The organism is Pseudomonas neuropathica, assembly GCF_015461835.1.
GTDB classification, from domain to species: Bacteria; Pseudomonadota; Gammaproteobacteria; order Pseudomonadales; family Pseudomonadaceae; genus Aquipseudomonas; species Aquipseudomonas neuropathica.
Genome location: NZ_JACOPX010000009.1, coordinates 95,514 through 112,884, shown reverse-complemented (window position 1 = coordinate 112,884; position 17,371 = coordinate 95,514). Strand labels below are relative to the sequence as shown.

At 59.5% G+C, this 17,371-nt stretch carries 13 protein-coding genes; 5 read left to right on the top strand and 8 right to left on the bottom strand.

Annotated features, from left to right (window positions below):
* Positions 1 to 60: 60 nt before the first annotated feature.
* Entirely contained in the window at positions 61 to 429 is a 369-nt protein-coding gene (locus tag H8F23_RS14775; protein ID WP_194934850.1) for a PilZ domain-containing protein, read from the bottom strand.
* Positions 430 to 588: 159 nt separating this feature from the next.
* Here H8F23_RS14775 and H8F23_RS14770 point away from each other — a divergent pair, with 159 nt between their 5' ends.
* From H8F23_RS14770 to yjiA, 3 genes are all read left to right on the top strand, one after another.
* The gene (locus tag H8F23_RS14770) at positions 589 to 2,655 is read left to right on the top strand and encodes a carbon starvation CstA family protein (RefSeq protein ID WP_194934849.1); all 2,067 of its coding nucleotides are present in this window, start codon (positions 589 to 591) and stop codon (positions 2,653 to 2,655) included.
* Between the two features lie 15 nt (positions 2,656 to 2,670).
* The gene (locus H8F23_RS14765; protein WP_003228401.1) at positions 2,671 to 2,868 is read left to right on the top strand and encodes a YbdD/YjiX family protein; all 198 of its coding nucleotides are present in this window, start codon (positions 2,671 to 2,673) and stop codon (positions 2,866 to 2,868) included.
* Positions 2,869 to 3,029: 161 nt separating this feature from the next.
* Positions 3,030 to 4,001 (top strand): GTPase, encoded by a 972-nt coding sequence (gene yjiA, locus H8F23_RS14760; protein ID WP_194934848.1) that lies wholly within the window; start codon positions 3,030 to 3,032, stop codon positions 3,999 to 4,001.
* Positions 4,002 to 4,117: 116 nt separating this feature from the next.
* Here the strand turns inward: yjiA and H8F23_RS14755 are convergent, their stop codons facing one another.
* The 5 genes from H8F23_RS14755 to morA all read right to left on the bottom strand — a co-directional run bounded on the left by H8F23_RS14755 (position 4,118) and on the right by morA (position 12,534).
* The gene (locus H8F23_RS14755; RefSeq protein WP_194934847.1) at positions 4,118 to 4,828 is read right to left on the bottom strand and encodes a GntR family transcriptional regulator; all 711 of its coding nucleotides are present in this window, start codon (positions 4,826 to 4,828) and stop codon (positions 4,118 to 4,120) included.
* 18 nt (positions 4,829 to 4,846) lie between these two features.
* Positions 4,847 to 5,551 (bottom strand): FadR/GntR family transcriptional regulator, encoded by a 705-nt coding sequence (locus H8F23_RS14750; RefSeq protein WP_034153832.1) that lies wholly within the window; start codon positions 5,549 to 5,551, stop codon positions 4,847 to 4,849.
* A gap of 83 nt (positions 5,552 to 5,634) precedes the next feature.
* A complete protein-coding gene (locus tag H8F23_RS14745; protein ID WP_116255873.1) occupies positions 5,635 to 6,948 on the bottom strand; it encodes a C4-dicarboxylate transporter DctA in 1,314 nt (437 codons plus the stop codon).
* Between the two features lie 335 nt (positions 6,949 to 7,283).
* Entirely contained in the window at positions 7,284 to 8,537 is a 1,254-nt protein-coding gene (gene glyA / locus H8F23_RS14740; RefSeq protein WP_093434775.1) for a serine hydroxymethyltransferase, read from the bottom strand.
* 148 nt (positions 8,538 to 8,685) lie between these two features.
* The gene (gene morA, locus H8F23_RS14735; RefSeq protein ID WP_194934846.1) at positions 8,686 to 12,534 is read right to left on the bottom strand and encodes a cyclic di-GMP receptor MorA; all 3,849 of its coding nucleotides are present in this window, start codon (positions 12,532 to 12,534) and stop codon (positions 8,686 to 8,688) included.
* 425 nt (positions 12,535 to 12,959) lie between these two features.
* On the opposite strand from morA, the gene ettA reads away from it, so the two are divergent.
* On the top strand, positions 12,960 to 14,624 hold the full coding sequence (ettA, locus tag H8F23_RS14730) for an energy-dependent translational throttle protein EttA (protein WP_093434780.1): 1,665 nt from the start codon (positions 12,960 to 12,962) through the stop codon (positions 14,622 to 14,624).
* Between the two features lie 294 nt (positions 14,625 to 14,918).
* Positions 14,919 to 16,256, top strand: a complete 1,338-nt coding sequence (gdhA, locus tag H8F23_RS14725; protein ID WP_194934845.1) for an NADP-specific glutamate dehydrogenase — start codon at positions 14,919 to 14,921, stop codon at positions 16,254 to 16,256.
* On the opposite strand, the gene H8F23_RS14720 is transcribed toward gdhA, so the two are convergent.
* Positions 16,253 to 16,747, bottom strand: a complete 495-nt coding sequence (locus H8F23_RS14720) for a GreA/GreB family elongation factor (RefSeq protein ID WP_194934844.1) — start codon at positions 16,745 to 16,747, stop codon at positions 16,253 to 16,255. The genes gdhA and H8F23_RS14720 overlap by 4 nt on opposite strands.
* 70 nt (positions 16,748 to 16,817) lie before the next feature.
* Entirely contained in the window at positions 16,818 to 17,174 is a 357-nt protein-coding gene (locus H8F23_RS14715) for a hypothetical protein (RefSeq protein WP_093434789.1), read from the bottom strand.
* Positions 17,175 to 17,371: the final 197 nt, after the last annotated feature.

Here is a 17,371-nt window from a genome sequence, read left to right as displayed (position 1 = left end):
GTTGCATGACAAATCGCTATCGCGAGCAGGCTCACTCCTACATTGGATCTGTGGCGGATTCTAGATTTCGATCAGGGCAGCCAACTCGCGCTCCAGTTCGGACTCATCCGCCAGATTCAACTCGATCAACCGCCGCAAGCGCTGGATCGATTCCAGGCTGATATGTCGGCAGACAAAACCCAGCTGGCCTTTTTCTTCATGGGCCAAGTGCACATCCATCTGGATATCGACGTCATCGCTCAAATGAATGTCGACGAGAAAGTCCTGCGACTTGTCCCCTAGCCAAGGTTCCGGCTGTTCGATCAGCAATCCTTTGAGCGACAGATCAATCAGTTTGACCGGCCAGATGTATTCGCCCTGACTCAGCTCGGTTCTGGCATCGAACGCAATACGTTTGAAACGACGTCGATTGGCGGGGTGCTCGCTCATGGCGCAATCCTCATGAAGGTTCGCTGACTATAGACCGCGAATGCAGGCGCCAGCCAATCGCTAAAGCGTCTAGACCAACGTCGGGGTATGGCCTTTGGCGCCGTAAGCGCTAAACTCGGGGTGGCTGTCTTTCTTGTCCACCCTGGCTGGAATAATAAAATGAAAAATAATAATAGCCTGCTACGCCACTTACCCTGGCTGCTGCTGGCAATCGTAGGAGCGTGCGCCCTTGGCGTAGTGGCATTGCGCCGAGGCGAGGCGATCAATGCCTTGTGGATTGTGGTCGCCGCCGTGGCCATTTATCTGGTTGCGTACCGTTACTACAGTCTGTTCATCGCCAACAATGTGATGCAACTTGACCCGCGTCGGGCCACCCCCGCCGTGCTCAACAACGACGGTCTGGACTTCGTGCCGACCAACAAACACATTCTTTTCGGTCACCACTTCGCCGCCATCGCTGGCGCCGGACCTCTGGTCGGCCCGGTGCTGGCCGCGCAGATGGGCTACTTGCCCGGCACGCTTTGGCTGATTGCCGGCGTGGTGCTGGCGGGCGCGGTGCAGGACTTCATGGTTCTGTTCATGTCGACCCGGCGCAACGGCCGTTCCCTGGGCGACATGGTGCGTGAAGAAATGGGCCGTATTCCCGGCACCATTGCACTGTTCGGCTGTTTCCTGATCATGATCATCATCCTCGCGGTGCTGGCGCTGATCGTGGTGAAAGCATTGGCCGAAAGCCCGTGGGGCATCTTCACCGTGATGGCGACCATCCCGATTGCGATGTTCATGGGCATTTACATGCGCTACATCCGCCCGGGCCGCATCGGCGAAATCTCCGTGGTCGGCGTGTTGCTGCTGCTCGGCTCGATCTGGCTGGGCGGGCAGATTGCCGCTGATCCAGTGTGGGCCAAGGCGTTCACCTTCACCGGCGTGCAGATTACCTGGATGCTGGTCGGTTACGGTTTCGTCGCTGCATCGCTGCCGGTGTGGCTGATTCTGGCACCGCGCGACTACCTCTCAACGTTCCTCAAGATCGGCACCATCGTTGCTCTGGCGATCGGTATTCTGGTGACCATGCCCGAGCTGAAAATGCCGGCGCTGACCCAGTTCGTCGACGGCACCGGTCCGGTGTGGAAGGGCGGTCTGTTCCCGTTCCTGTTCATCACCATCGCTTGCGGTGCGGTATCCGGTTTCCACGCGCTGATTTCTTCGGGCACCACGCCGAAGCTGCTGGATAACGAAACCAACGCCCGTTACATCGGTTACGGCGGCATGCTGATGGAATCGTTCGTCGCGATCATGGCCATGGTTGCCGCTTCGGTGATCGAGCCTGGCGTGTACTTCGCCATGAACAGCCCGGCTGCCGTCGTCGGCAGTGATGTCGCTTCGGTTGCGCAAGTGGTCTCCAGCTGGGGCTTTGCGATCACGCCGGAAGCGCTGCAAGCCGTGGCGCATGACATTGGCGAAACCACCATTCTGGCCCGTGCCGGTGGTGCGCCGACCCTGGCGGTCGGTATCGCGCAGATCCTGCACAGTGTCCTGCCGGGTGAAAACACCATGGCGTTCTGGTACCACTTCGCGATCCTGTTTGAGGCGCTGTTCATCCTGACCGCCGTTGACGCGGGCACACGTGCCGGGCGTTTCATGCTGCAGGACTTGCTCGGCTCTTTCGTGCCGGCGCTCAAACGCACCGAATCGTGGACGGCCAACCTGATTGCTACCGCCGGTTGTGTGGCGATGTGGGGCTGGTTGCTGTATCAGGGCGTGGTCGATCCACTGGGCGGCATCAATACCTTGTGGCCACTGTTCGGTATCTCCAACCAGATGCTGGCCGGTATTGCGCTGATGCTTGGCACTGTGGTGCTGATCAAGATGAAGCGCCAGCGCTACATCTGGGTCACCCTGCTGCCGGCCACCTGGCTGCTGATCTGCACCACGACTGCTGGTTTCATCAAACTGTTCGATGCCAACCCGGCGATCGGCTTCCTGTCGCTGGCCAAGAAGTACAGCGATGCGCTGGCCAATGGTCAGGTGCTGGCACCGGCAAAAAGCGTCGAGCAGATGCAGCACGTAATCTTCAACGCTTATACCAACGCAACGCTTACCGCGCTGTTCCTGTTCGTGGTCTTCAGCATCCTGTTCTATGCGCTGAAGGTCGGCATCGCCGCCTGGGGCAAGAAAGAGCGTACGGATAAAGAATCGCCATTCCAGGCTCTGCCGGATGCGTAACCAGAGGATTGCACCATGTTCAATGACCTGAGTCGCCTCGGTAAATACCTCGGTCAGGCCGCGCGCCTGATGGTCGGCATGCCCGACTACGACACCTACGTCGAGCATATGCAAACCAAGCACCCGGACAAACCGGTGATGAGCTACGAGATGTTCTTTCGCGAACGTCAGGAGGCGCGTTACGGTGGCAAGGGTGGGCCGAAGTGCTGTTGAGCTGACAGCCAGAGGCCAGTGCTAACCCTGTGGGAGCGAGCCTGCTCGCGAATACGGATTGTCAGTTGATGAATGATTTGACTGACACACCGGTTTCGCGAGCAGGCTCGCTCCCACAGTTGTTTTTGTGTTGTTCATTCATTTTGTGAAGGAGAAAGCGTTTGTCCTCTCCCATCCCGGTCACGGTACTCAGCGGTTTCCTCGGCGCTGGCAAGACCACTTTGCTGCGCCATATTTTGAAAGCCGAGCACGGCCTGAAAATCGCCGTGATTGAAAACGAATTCAGTGACGCCGGCATCGACACTCAGTTGCTGGGTGATGAGCCGGTGCAAGTCATGACCCTGGCCAACGGCTGCGTGTGCTGCACCATTCACACTGACCTGACCAAGGCGCTGTACTTGCTGCTTGAACGGCTGGACAGCGGTGAGATTGCGTTCGATCGTCTGGTGATTGAGTGCACCGGCCTGGCCGATCCGGCACCCGTGGCGCAGACCTTTTTCATCGATGAGGAATTGCGCGAGCGCTACCTGCTCGACGGCATCATCACCCTGGTCGATGCCGCCCATGCCGACGTGCATCTGAGCCAGACCATCGCCCAGGCGCAGATCGGCTTTGCCGACCGCTTGCTGGTGAGCAAAACCGATCTGGTCGATGAGGCTACGTTCAACGCACTGAGCGAGCGCCTGACACGGATCAACCGCCGGGCGCCGATTCGTGTGGTCGAGCACGGCAACATTGATCTGGCAGAACTTCTTGATGTGCGCGGCTTCAACCTCAACGCCGATCTCGGCGGTGGATTGAGCCTGCGTCCGGTGGGCAAGGCGCCATCGATTGATCGCATTTCCAGTCTGGTATTGCGCACCGATCAGCCGCTGGATATCGATCAGCTCAGCGAGTTCATGAATGAGTTGCTCGAAGAACACGGTAAGCAATTGTTGCGTTACAAAGGTGTGCTGAACATCGCGGGTGAGGATCGGCGCCTGGTGTTTCAGGGTGTGTTGAAGCTTTATGGTTTTGACTGGGATACCGAATGGGCCGAGGGTGAGGCGCGGGAAAGTGTGATTGTGTTTATTGCCGATGATTTGCCGGAAGAGAAGATTCGGGCGGGGTTTGCCAGAGTGGCTTCTGCCTGATGGATCTTGGTTGTCAGTGATGGCCTCTTCGCGAGCAAGCTCGCTCCCACAGGAGACCGTATTCCGTCCAGAGAAATGCGGTCAACTGTGGGAGCGAGCTTGCTCGCGAAGGCGGTCTAACCGACAGCACATTGCTCAAGGTCTGAACCCAGCAATGTCTGCTCAAGATGATCCAGATGCCGACTCATCAGCATGCCAGCCTTGGAGGCATCGCCACGCTCCACCGCCTCAACCAGCGCTTTATGTTCCTGCCACGCGCAACAGCTGTGCGTAGAACCCTCACATCGCGCAATCGCCAGCGACGTCAGCGGCACCAGACTGCCAAGAAAATGCGCCAACGGTGCATTCCCCGCCATTTGCGCCAATTGCAGATGAAACTCCCCGGACAAGCGAATCGCCGCACCCCGCCGATCCTGCTCGACCGCCTGACGTTCGCGCTCGATCAGCGTGCGAAGGTGCTTCAAATTGTCTGCCTGCGGCCGCTGACACGCCAGCCGCACCAGCGTGCTCTCGGTCAGCCGCCGCGCATGCAGGGCCTGCCGCGTTTGTTCCCGATCAGGTGCCGCCACCCGCGGCCGGTGATTGGCGCGCAAGACTATGACGTGCTCATGGGACAGTTGGGTCAGCACCCGGCGCACATCGGCGCGACTGGCGCCGAACATCTCTTTCAAACTGTCCTCGGTAAAACGGCTGGCCGAATCGATGCGCCGTTCCAGAATCGCATCGAACAGTCGCGGATACAGATCCTCCACCGATGCGCGCAGGCGGGAGAAGGGCAGGGGGGCAGTAGTCGATTGGGTTGGCGACGGTGAGGCGAAACTGTTCATGACCGGTCTCCCATTGGATCAGCGACTCAGGTTGTCTTCCGGAATATTCAGCTCAATGCCCATGCGCTGGCCTTCGCGCAGAATATGCCGACGCATTTCGGCACTGGCCTGGGCGCTGTTCTTGCTGCGGATCGCGCGGACCACCGCTTCGTTTTCTTCCAGGCGCTCGGCCAGATGCTCCGGCGAATTGCGCAGCACCTCGGCGCTCTGCTTGAGCGCGTTGCTGGTTTGCTGCACCACACTCTGGAAGATCGGATTCGAGGTCAGGGTGAACAGCTCTTCGTGGAAGGCGATGTAGGCGCTGACCCCGGCCTCACTGTCGCCGGCTTCGAGGGCTTCGCGCATGTCCATCAGGGTCAGGCGCAACTGGCCGACTTCCTTGCTGCTGATCGATTGTGCGACCAGACCGACAATGAACGGCTCAAGGGTGTAGCGCAGTTGCAGCACGTCTTCGAGGCTGGCGCCGGCCACCGCGCTGTCGTGGCTCTGGCTGTCGCTCAGTTGTGCGTCGAGGACGACCACGCCTTTGCCCGGCATCGAACGCACCAGACCAAGGGTTTCCAGGACGATCACCGCTTCACGCAGGCTCGGACGGCTGATACCCAGTTGTTCCGCCAGTTCACGCTGGCCTGGCAGCATGTCGCCGGAGCGCCACTGGCCACGGGCCAATGCGGCGCGGAGTTTTTCTACGACTGAGTTGACGACGGTTGATGTGGTAATCACTTGTCTTGCTCCATGTGCCTGCGAGGGCCGCCGCAAATTCGATCAAAAGATCGCCGCTTGCGGCAGCGCCTGCCGGGTTGAAATCAGAACTCCTGCTGGTGCGCCGGAGTTGCTGCTTTACGCGGCTGAAAGGTGTAGCCCTGCTGACCGCTGAGTACTTTGTTGGCGCGTTGGACGTCGATGTCCTTTTCCCAACGGGCGATGGCGACAGTAGCGACGCAGTTGCCGATGAGATTGGTGAGTGCCCGGCCGATGCCCATGAACCAGTCCACCGCCAACACCAAGACCAGACCGACCACCGGGATCGCCGGAATCGCCGTCAATGTTGCCGCCAGAATCACCAGCGCCGACCCCGGAATGCCGTGGGCACCTTTGGAGGTGATCAGCGACACCAGCAAAATGGTCAGCAAATCGGTCATGGCCAGCGGTGTGCCCGTGGCGTTGGCAATGAATACGATGGCTAAAGTCAGGTAGATCGAGAAACCGTCGAGGTTGAACGAGTACCCGGTCGGAATCACCAGCCCTACGGTCGAGCTGCCGATGCCGAGATGTTCGAGTTTGCGCATGATCTGCGGCAGCACCGCGTCGGACGATGCCGTGCCCATGACAATCAGCAGTTCTTCACGCAGGTACTTCAATAGCGGCCACATGCGCAGGCCGGAGGCACGCATCACCAGACCGAGAATCACGCTGACGAATGCGATGCAGGTCAGGTAGAACAAACCGACCAGACTGCCCAGGTGTTGCAGGGAATCAAGGCCATATTTGCTGGTGGTGAAGGCGATGGCGCCGAACACGCCGATCGGTGCCAGACGCACGATCATGCCCATGATCCGGAAGATTACATGGCTCAGTTCGTTGATCAGCCGGGAGATCCCGGAGGCCGCTTCACCGACCAGATTCAACGCGCTGCCAAACAGCACCGAAAACAGCAGCACCTGCAGAATGTTGTTTTCAGCGAAGGCGCCAATCACCGAGGTCGGGATCAGGTCCATCAAGAACTGCGTGGTGGTGTGCATGTGCTGGCCGCGTTCGGCGATATCGCCCATATCGGCGGCGGACAATTGCTCGAGATGGATATTCGCGCCGCTGCCGATGCCGGTGCTGAAGGCGAAGACCAGGCCGATCACCAGCGCGATGGTGGTCAGGACTTCGAAGTAGATCACCGATTTCAGGCCGATGCGCCCGACCTTCTTCAGATCGCCGGCGCCGCTGATGCCGCTGACCACCACGCAGAACACGATGAGGCCGATGAGCATCTTGATCAGTTTGATGAAGCCGTCGCCGAGCGGTTTGAGCTGGGCCGAGTATTCAGGAAGGGTCAGCCCGCAGACGATGCCGAGCATCAGTCCGAGAACCACTTGGAGGAAGATTGAACGCGAGCACCATCTGAGCATGGGAGGAATCCTGGTCGGTGTCCTGGCTGCCGTGCGCGTGGCGCATCAGATTCAGGACTTAATTATTGTGGTCTTACCGGTATGTCCAGTGCGGGTGCAGTCTACGCTCGGGTTTTTCGGGATGACAAGTGAAAATATCAAAATTGGCATGACCGGTCTGACCAGTGGCCATAGCCACGTGTAGGAGCTGCCGAAGGCTGCGATCTTTTGATCTTGTTTTTAAGATCCAGATCAAAAGATCGCAGCCTTCGGCAGCTCCTACAGGGGAATCACAGGCGAAAAAAAACCGGCCAATCACTTGGCCGGTTTTTCATGCTGCGGGTTTAACGTCGCAATTAAGCGCCGTATACCGGCAGTTTCTTGCAGATGGCTTTGACTTTCTCACGAACGGCGTCGATCACCGCCTCGTTGTTCAGGTCAGCCAGGATGTCGCAGATCCAGCCAGCCAGCTCTTTGCACTCGGCTTGCTTGAAGCCGCGAGTGGTCACAGCCGGAGTACCGAAGCGCAGGCCGGAGGTGACGAACGGCGAGCGTGGATCGTTTGGCACGGAGTTCTTGTTCACGGTGATGAACGCTTTGCCCAGCGCGGCGTCGGCGTCTTTACCGGAGATGTCCTGCTTGATCAGCGACAGCAGGAACAGGTGGTTCTTGGTACCGCCCGAAACTACGTCGAAACCGCGCTCGATGAACACTTCGGCCATGGCCTGGGCGTTCAGCACCACTTGTTCCTGGTAGGCCTTGAACTCAGGCTGCAGCGCTTCCTTGAAGCAGATCGCTTTAGCGGCGATCACGTGCTCCAGCGGGCCACCCTGGGCGCCCGGGAATACCGCGGAGTTCAGCTTCTTCTCGATCTCGGCGTTGGCGCGAGCCAGGATCAGGCCACCACGTGGACCGCGCAGGGTCTTGTGGGTGGTGGTGGTCACGACGTCAGCGAAAGGCACCGGGTTCGGGTAGACGCCAGCGGCGACCAGACCGGCCACGTGGGCCATGTCGACGAACAGGTAAGCGCCGACTTTGTCAGCGATGGCGCGGAAACGCGGGAAGTCGAGAATCTGCGAGTAGGCAGAGAAACCGGCCACGATCATTTTCGGCTTGTGCTCAACCGCCAGACGCTCGACTTCGTCGTAGTCGATCAGGCCGTTGGCGTCGATGCCGTACTGTACGGCGTTGTACAGCTTGCCGGAGGAGGAAACGCTGGCGCCGTGGGTCAGGTGACCACCGTGGGCCAGGCTCATGCCCAGAATGGTGTCGCCACCTTGCAGCAGGGCCAGGTAAACGGCAGCGTTGGCTTGCGAACCGGCGTGCGGCTGAACGTTGGCGTAATCGGCGCCGAACAGCTCTTTGGCGCGGTCGATGGCCAGTTGCTCAACAACGTCAACGTACTCGCAACCACCGTAGTAACGCTTGCCTGGGTAACCTTCAGCGTACTTGTTGGTCAGGACCGAGCCTTGAGCTTCCATCACCGCTGGGCTGGTGTAGTTTTCCGAAGCGATCAGCTCAATGTGTTCTTCCTGGCGCTGAGCTTCTTGCTCCATGGCGGCAAAAAGGTCGGCGTCGTACTTGGCAATAGTCAAATCACGGCTGAACATGGCGGTCCTCAAGGATCGGGGGCAGAAAAGGGGGGCATTCTAACCCAATGGGTTTTGGATGGCATATGAAACGACATCATGTCGCAGACAAGTGGCGTTCATGCGCAGATAGATGGTGATTGTGCCGGCCTCAAAAGATCGCAGGACTTCAGTCGAACATGAAGAGCGCGTCATTGCTGAACTGCGCCTCAAACCGCCCCGCCGGCATCGGCCGGCCGAACAGATACCCCTGAACCTCATCGCAGCCATGCTCACGCAAGAAGTCCAGCTGTTCATGGGTTTCCACGCCCTCGGCGATCACCGCCAGATTCAGGCTATGCGCCATGGCGATGATCGCCCGGGCTATCTGCGCGTCCTGCTCACCGGACGGCAAACCATCGACAAAGGTCCGGTCAATCTTCAGCACGTCGATCGGGAATTGCTTGAGGTAGTTCAGCGATGAGTAACCGGTGCCGAAGTCATCGACTGCGATGCTCAAACCAAGGTTTTTCAGCCCGGCAAGAATCTGCATCGCTTCGCTGACTTCACGCATCAGGATACTTTCGGTCAGTTCCAGCTCCAGACACGCTGGCGGCAGGCCGGTTTCGCGCAGGATCGTGGCGATCCGCGTGCCGAGCTGGCCATCGGAAAATTGCCGCGCCGAGATGTTCACCGACACCTTCGGCACGCGCACACGGTTCTGGTGCCAGGTCTTCAACTGACGGCACGCCTCGCTGATCACCCAGTCGCCGACGTCCACCACCAGACCCAGCTCCTCCAGCACCGGAATGAAATCCCCCGGCGGCACCAGGCCACGGCGTGGATGACGCCAGCGCAACAGCGCTTCGGCGCCGGTCAGGCGTTTGCCGTCACCGCTGAATTGCGGTTGGTAATACAGGACGAATTCGTTCTGTTCCAAGGCGTGGCGCAAATCGCTTTCCAGTTCCAGACGCTCCAGTGCACTGGCGTTCATGTCGGCCTGATAGAACTGGAAGTTGTTCTTGCCGCGCTCCTTGGCGTGGTACATCGCGGTGTCGGCGTTCTTCATCAACTGGCTGAGTTCGTTGCCGTCCTGCGGACTCAGGGCGATGCCGATACTGGCGGTGACGAAGAACTCGCGACCTTCGAGCACGAATGGCCGCACCAGGCTGCCGAGGATCTGCTCGGCGACATGAATCGCCCGGTTCAGCGCCAGTTCGCGGCTGGAGCGATGTTGCAGCAGCAAAGTGAATTCGTCGCCGCCCATGCGCGCCACGGTGTCGTCATCGTCGACGCAGGCCAGCAGGCGCGTGGCCATGTCTTTCAGCATGCGGTCGCCGGCGGCGTGGCCGAGGGAGTCGTTGATCGGTTTGAAACGGTCGAGGTCGAGGAACATCAGCACCACCCACGACTTCTGCCGCTCGGCCGATTGCAGCGCAGTGTGCAGACGATCCTGGAACAGCGTGCGGTTCGGCAAGTGGGTCAGGGCGTCGTAGTAGGCGAGGCGGTGAATCCGTTGCTCGCTGGCCTTGCGCTCGCTGATATCGCTGAAGAAGCACACGTAACTGGCCAGATCGCCTTCGTCGTCGAGCACCGCGGTGATGCCGACCCACGCCGGGTAATGCTCGCCGTTGCGACGCTTGAGCCAGACTTCGCCTTCCCAGGTGTTGTGCTGATGCAATTGTTTGAGCACGTAGCGCAGGTGCGCATCCTGTTGCTCATCAACGGTGAGCATGTTCGGCAACTGGTCGAGCACTTCGCTCACCGCGTAACCGCTGACGCGGCTGAAGGCTTCGTTGGCCTGCACGATGTAACCGGCCGGGTCGGTGATCAGAATCGCCGAGGTCGAGTGCTCGAATACCGTGGCAGCCATACGCAGGTCTTTCTCGGCGCGGCGCTGCTGGCTGATATCGCGACCGACACCGAGCACACCCTCAAACGCGCCATGCTCGTCCCATACCAGCACCAGACGCAGCTCGATCGGGATCTTGCGGCCATCGGCGCGCAGGCAGTCGAACAGGAACAATTGCGTCTGCACCTGATTGCGCAACACCGCCAGTTGCTCGGGTTTGTCCAGCGCCTTGCTGACGCGATCCATCAGCGTGTAGATGCCGCTCAGTTGCTGCGGGTTGGCGATGGTCGATTGCCAGCCGTTCTGGAAAATCCACTCAGCGTCATAACCCAGCACGGCCTGCACCGACGGGCTGACGTAGTTCAGCGAGAGCTTGCTGTCGGTGGAGAAGATCACGTCGCTGATGCTTTCGGCGAGCATGCGATAGCGCTGCTCGCTGTCGCGCAGGGATTCGCTGGCTTCGATCTGTTCGGTGATGTCCTTGGCTACGCCGATGATTCGCGTCACCTGATCATGCTTGTCACGAGCCAACGCCTGTTCGCGAATATCGAAACGCCGCCATTTGCCGTCGCGATGGCGGAAACGCAACTGGCACTGGAGCAACTGACTGTAACCGGCGTGGCGCTGCATCTGCCGCGAGCGATGGTAGTAGTCGGCATCTTCCGGGTGCAGCAGGATTTCCCAGAAATACTCGCCCATCTGGTGCAGTTCGGTGCGGTTGTAGCCGAGCGTCTGGCCGAGGTGATGGTTGCTGAAAATCATCCGCTGGCTGATCACGTCCTGCACATACAGGTGATCCGGCACCGTGCGCACCACGTCCGACCAGAAGCCTTCGCGTTCGAGCAACGACAGTTCGATCAGCTTGCGGCTGGTGATGTCGTTGATGCTGAGGATCACCGCTTTGTAGTCGTGCTGCTCGGTCGGCAGACGCAACACCATCCACAGGTGCTGGTCGCGGCCGTTGATGTCCGGCAGTTTGATTTCCAGTTCCAGCTGCTTTTGTTGCTGCAACACGGCGTCGAGCACTTGATTGCCGATGGCGCACTGGCGGTGCGGATGGCCGTCGATCAACAGCTGCCAGGCGTGCTCGCAGGAGTTGACGTTAAGCAGTTGCAGCGCGACCTGGTTGACCTCGGTGACGCGCAGTTCCTGCAACAGTTGTTGGCGCTGCGCCGGTTGGTCGAGCCAGGCCTTGAGCTGGTCGCTGGTCTGGATCTGCGCCTTGTCGAACACCTGCTTCAAACCGGACAGGTCCAGCACACAGAGGGCCACGCCAGTGCCTTCGAAAATGTCCTGATAACGGCGGCGCCCCTCATGCAACTGGCGCTGGCGCCGGCGCATGTTGAGCAGGGCAATCACCGGCAACATCGAGAACGCCAGGCCCAGCAGGCATTTGCCGATGAACGCCGGCAGCAGTTCTTCGAGCACGCGCTGGCGGTCAAACAAACCACGCAACTGCCAGTCGCTGCTGCTCAGCGGCACGGTCAACACCGTGTTGGCCATGTCGTCCGGACTCAAGACGCCGGCCTTGGCCGAGGGCTGCGCTTCGTCGCGGCTGATGATCTGATGATTGAGGCGGTTTTCCACCAGCCACAACGGGCGGATGCCGGTTTCGCCCTGTTTGGTCAGCGAGTCGAAGAACGTCGGCGTCAGGCGCAATGCCCAATAACCGCGCGTGCTGCCGCTGGCCTGATGCAATAACAGATGCACCACAGAACCGTCGTCGGCGTTGCTGAAGTAATGCGCCTGTGCACGGCTGCGGCGCACCAGTTCGGTGAGGTAGCTGGCGTCGTGGCTGTTGTCGTCACTGTCGCTGATGATTTTGCCGGAAGGGGTGAGCAGGGCCAGGCTGCGCAGGTCAGGCAAGGATTGCTGGAGCTTGCGCAATAGCACCTGCTGTTCGTCGGCTGATTGCGGTTGTTCGACGATCGGTAGCAGATTGAGGGCGATTTGCGCGTTCAGCGCCATGTTCAGGCTGACCTGCGCGGCGAGGTCGGCGGTGTAATCGATGGTGTACTGACGCTGGTTTTTCTGGGTTTCGCGCAGTTGATCGAGCAGTTGCCAGAACAGCAACGCGAGCAATAAAAGCACGAGCGTCGCCAGCGCACCCTTTAATGTACCGCGCAGGGACGAGCCGGGCGCCGGTTGGGTGCTGCTCACAGAGGCTGGCGGAGTGACGTTGGACAAGCTGTAATCCTGCGGTCTGGCTGGACTGGCGCGACGTGCACTATAAGCCGGACGCCCAAAGGGCGGCTAGCATGCCTTGAGTTGTGGCGAAGTGCCAGCCCCGCTCGGCTGGACTGCCTTTCATCATTAAGGTAGCTTTGCCGGTTACGCGGGAGCCCAGACACTGTTAAAACTACTGCGCTCGGAAATACTGCGTTGAAAACAGGCTCGGACTGCTCATTTACAACCCGTAAACTCCGCGTCCTCGCCTGTTTTCGCCTTGTCTTTCCTTCGCTCGTTACGTTTTAACAGCGTCTGGTCCAGCTCCTAGACTCAGACTTTTTCAGCGCGCACGCATTGATAACCATCAAGTGAACGACGCGCATGGTCTGGCCGGGCTTCGCCTGCGCTGCAATCATTCATCTGTCACTGACCCAAGGTTCTCCATGGCTCAATACGTCTTCACCATGCATCGGCTGGGCAAAGTTGTTCCGCCGAAGCGGGAAATTCTCAAAAACATTTCGCTGTCGTTCTTCCCCGGCGCCAAGATCGGCGTACTCGGCCTCAACGGTTCGGGTAAGTCCACGCTGCTGAAAATCATGGCCGGCGTCGACACCGAGTTCGAGGGCGAAGCCCGTCCGATGCCGGACCTGAACATCGGTTATCTGCCGCAAGAGCCACAACTTGATCCGACCAAGACCGTGCGTGAAGTGGTCGAGGAAGCGGTCAGCGTGATCAAGGATGCGCAAGCGCGTCTGGACGAGGTCTACGCCGCTTACGCCGATCCGGATGCCGACTTCGACAAGCTCGCCGCCGAGCAAGCCAAACTCGAAGCGATCCTGCAGGCCAGCGATGGTCACAACCTTGAGCGTCAACTGGAAGTCGCCGCCGATGCGCTGCGTCTGCCGGCCTGGGATGCGAAAGTAGAACACCTGTCCGGTGGTGAAAAGCGTCGTGTGGCCCTGTGCCGCCTGTTGCTGTCCGCGCCGGACATGCTGCTGCTCGACGAACCGACCAACCACTTGGACGCCGACTCGGTGGCGTGGCTGGAGCACTTCCTCCACGACTTCCCGGGCACTGTGGTAGCAATCACGCACGACCGTTACTTCCTCGATAACGTCGCTGGCTGGATTCTCGAACTCGACCGCGGCGCGGGCATTCCGTACGAAGGCAACTACTCCGGTTGGCTCGAAGCCAAGTCCGATCGTCTGGCGGCTGAATCCAAGCAGCAGTCGGCCCACGAAAAAGCCATGAAAGAAGAACTGGAGTGGGTGCGCAAAGGCGCGAAAGCCCGCCAGTCGAAATCCAAGGCGCGTCTGCAACGCTTCGAAGAAATGCAATCGCAGGAATTCCAGAAGCGCAGCGAAACCAACGAGATCTACATCCCGGCCGGTCCGCGCCTGGGCGACAAGGTCATCGAATTCAAGAACGTCACCAAGGGCTACGGCGATCGCGTGCTGATCGACAACCTGTCGTTCTCGATGCCGAAAGGCGCCATTGTCGGCGTGATCGGCGGTAACGGTGCCGGTAAGTCGACCCTGTTCCGCATGCTGATGGGCAAGGAACAACCGGATTCGGGCAGCATCGAAGTCGGTGAAACCGTGCAACTGGCCTGCGTTGACCAGAGCCGTGATGACCTGGATGGCAGCAAGACTGTATTCCAGCAAATCTCCGACGGTTCCGACCAGATCCGCATCGGCAACTACGAGATCCCGTCGCGTACCTACGTCGGTCGTTTCAACTTCAAGGGCGGCGATCAGCAGAAGTTCGTCAAGGACCTGTCCGGTGGTGAGCGCGGTCGTCTGCACCTGGCGCTGACCCTGAAGGAGGGCGGCAACGTCCTGCTGCTCGACGAACCGTCCAACGACCTCGACGTGGAAACCCTGCGTTCCCTGGAAGAAGCCCTGCTGGACTTCCCGGGCGCCGCGATTGTGATCTCTCACGATCGGTGGTTCCTTGACCGCGTGGCGACACACATCCTCGCGTACGAAGACGACTCGCAAGCGATTTTCTTCGAAGGTAACTACACCGAGTACGAAGCGGATCGTAAAAAGCGTCTCGGCGAAGCGGCTGCCCAGCCACACCGGGTACGTCACAAGAAACTGGCCTGATATCGGGTTGGTTGCATGAAAAAGCGGAGCCTTCGGGCTCCGTTTTTTTTTGCTCGGTTTTTTTCAGCGGGACCGAGGTGTGGCCATCGCGCAGGCTGTGTAATTGGCGGTGCATTACTTGAATCCAGACTCCCCATTCAGGTGCAAAATCAGCTCAAAAAACCGCCTGATTTATATCCTGTGCACCATTTAATTTCATAACTGCGACATTTTGCGCTGTTCCAGTGCGCAATTCGTTTGTTACAGTCCGGCTCAATCTCCTCCAACGACAATAAATTTGCCGAGACTTTTCCCATGATCGAATCCGTCGAATCCTTCCTCGCTCGCCTGAAAAAACGCGACCCGGATCAACCCGAATTCCACCAGGCCGTCGAAGAAGTCCTGCGCAGTTTGTGGCCGTTTCTCGAAGCCAATCCGCATTACCTGAGCTCGGGGATTCTGGAGCGCATTTGCGAGCCGGAGCGCGCGGTGATGTTTCGCGTGTCGTGGGTCGACGATCAGGGCAAAGTCCAGGTCAATCGCGGGTTCCGCATCCAGATGAACAGCGCCATCGGCCCGTACAAGGGTGGCCTGCGTTTCCATCCGTCGGTGAACATGGGCGTGCTGAAATTCCTCGCCTTCGAACAGACCTTTAAAAACTCCCTGACCTCGCTGCCAATGGGCGGCGGCAAGGGCGGCTCCGACTTCGATCCGAAGGGCAAGAGCGACGCTGAAGTCATGCGTTTCTGCCAGGCGTTCATGAGCGAGTTGTATCGCCATATCGGCGCCGACGTTGACGTGCCGGCCGGTGATATCGGTGTCGGTGCGCGTGAGATCGGTTTCCTGTTTGGCCAGTACAAGCGCCTGAGCAACCAGTTCACCAGTGTGCTGACCGGCAAAGGCATGACCTACGGCGGCAGCCTGATTCGTCCGGAAGCCACTGGTTTCGGCTGCGTCTACTTTGCCGAAGAAATGCTCAAACGCCGCGGGCAGACCGTCGAAGGCAAGCGTGTGGCGATCTCCGGTTCCGGCAACGTCGCGCAATATGCGGCGCGCAAGGTGATGGACCTGGGCGGCAAGGTGATTTCCCTGTCCGACTCCGAAGGCACGTTGTATTGCGAAGCCGGGTTGAGTGAGGAGCAGTGGCTGGCGCTGCTGGAACTGAAAAACGTCAAACGCGGACGCATCAGCGAATTGGCCGCAGCGTTCGGCCTGGAATTCCGCGCCGGTCAGTTGCCTTGGTCGTTGCCGTGCGACATCGCGCTGCCGTGCGCTACGCAGAACGAACTCGACGCCGAAGCCGCGCGCACACTGCTGCGCAATGGCTGCGTGTGCGTAGCTGAGGGCGCAAACATGCCGACCACGCTCGAGGCTGTGGATATCTTTATCGAGGCCGGGATTCTGTTTGCGCCGGGCAAAGCGTCCAACGCTGGCGGCGTGGCAGTGAGCGGTCTGGAGATGTCGCAGAACGCCATGCGCTTGCTGTGGACGGCAGGTGAGGTGGACAGCAAGCTGCACGCGATCATGCAGTCGATCCACCACGCTTGTGTGCATTACGGCGAAGAAAACGGGCGGATCAACTACGTCAAAGGCGCGAACATCGCCGGCTTCGTCAAAGTCGCCGACGCAATGCTCGCGCAGGGCGTGGTTTAAGCCGGTTCGATGCGGATCACTTCAATCACTTGATCGCCGGCGGGGCGCTGCCACAGCACCTCGTCATTGAGCCGGGCACCGAACAGCGCCCGGCCCAAGGGTGAGCCCCAATTGATCAGGCCTTTGCTGGCATCGGCCTGATCTTCGCCGACCAGTTGCACCCGCCGTTCGGTGTCGTGTTCGTCGGCGTAGGTCACCCAACTGCCGATCTGCACTTTGTCGGTGGAGGTCGCGGCAACCGCGACTTGTGCGCTGCTCAGGCGTTGATTGAAATACCGCAAATCCCTTTCGAGATCCGCCAGACGCTGCTTGTCAGCCTGCTCCCCTTTGGCCGATTGTTCGGCATGCAAGGTTTGCAGTTCGGCGACTTTCTCCTGCAGCTGCGCGAACCCTTGAGCAGTGACGTAGTTGGGCTGCGTGCTGACCTGCCGTTCTACCGGCTGATCGGCTTGCGCGGCGGCGTTGTCTTCGTTGACGAATGCGCGACTCATGGTGTCCTCCTCGTATGAGGTTTGGGCCATGCTCGCAGGCATTTGGTTTCACTGGATGTCTGGAAACGACCTATTGCGAGCGATAGGCCCGCCCGGCGTCCTGATCTTTCTGTTGCTGCCAGGCGCGCTCGCGTTCGTCCCAATGTTCATTGCGATACTGTTCGCGGTCCTTGTTTTCCAGCATTGCCTGACACTGGCGGAAGCCGTCGGTCCAGCCTTCGGCGTATTGCTTGTCCTTCAGATAGCGCGGCACGTTCTTGCGAAACTCGCCGCTGATCGAACCCGCCGCCTGACGACCGCTGACACAACCGTCATCGAAGCCGTCGGCGAAGGCCGGTGGATAACCCTTGGCGATCAGATCTTCATGGGTGGTCTGGCAACCGCCCAGTAACAGCACAACACCCAGCAAACCCGCACACCGCCACATCGCACTCTCCCGCGCCGGTTCTCCGGCCTATGGGAAAAGTCTAGAAGCTGATTCGTCGAGCGTTGGTGAAAGGCATGTGAGTAATTCGTTGAGCACCACAAATCCCCTGTAGGAGTGAGCCTGCTCGCGATAGCGGTGTATCAGTCACCGCACCAGTGACTGATGAATTGTTATCGTGAGCAGGCTCACTCCTACAG

What these genes read in the sequence shown, in the direction of transcription:
- H8F23_RS14720 (WP_194934844.1), bottom strand. Translation starts at nt 16,747, where the DNA reads ATGAGTCGCGCATTCGTCAACGAAGACAACGCCGCCGCGCAAGCCGAT.
- ettA (WP_093434780.1), top strand. Translation starts at nt 12,960, where the DNA reads ATGGCTCAATACGTCTTCACCATGCATCGGCTGGGCAAAGTTGTTCCG.
- H8F23_RS14745 (WP_116255873.1), bottom strand. Translation starts at nt 6,948, where the DNA reads ATGCTCAGATGGTGCTCGCGTTCAATCTTCCTCCAAGTGGTTCTCGGA.
- H8F23_RS14755 (WP_194934847.1), bottom strand. Translation starts at nt 4,828, where the DNA reads ATGAACAGTTTCGCCTCACCGTCGCCAACCCAATCGACTACTGCCCCC.
- H8F23_RS14765 (WP_003228401.1), top strand. Translation starts at nt 2,671, where the DNA reads ATGTTCAATGACCTGAGTCGCCTCGGTAAATACCTCGGTCAGGCCGCG.
- H8F23_RS14775 (WP_194934850.1), bottom strand. Translation starts at nt 429, where the DNA reads ATGAGCGAGCACCCCGCCAATCGACGTCGTTTCAAACGTATTGCGTTC.
- glyA (WP_093434775.1), bottom strand. Translation starts at nt 8,537, where the DNA reads ATGTTCAGCCGTGATTTGACTATTGCCAAGTACGACGCCGACCTTTTT.
- H8F23_RS14770 (WP_194934849.1), top strand. Translation starts at nt 589, where the DNA reads ATGAAAAATAATAATAGCCTGCTACGCCACTTACCCTGGCTGCTGCTG.
- H8F23_RS14715 (WP_093434789.1), bottom strand. Translation starts at nt 17,174, where the DNA reads ATGTGGCGGTGTGCGGGTTTGCTGGGTGTTGTGCTGTTACTGGGCGGT.
- gdhA (WP_194934845.1), top strand. Translation starts at nt 14,919, where the DNA reads ATGATCGAATCCGTCGAATCCTTCCTCGCTCGCCTGAAAAAACGCGAC.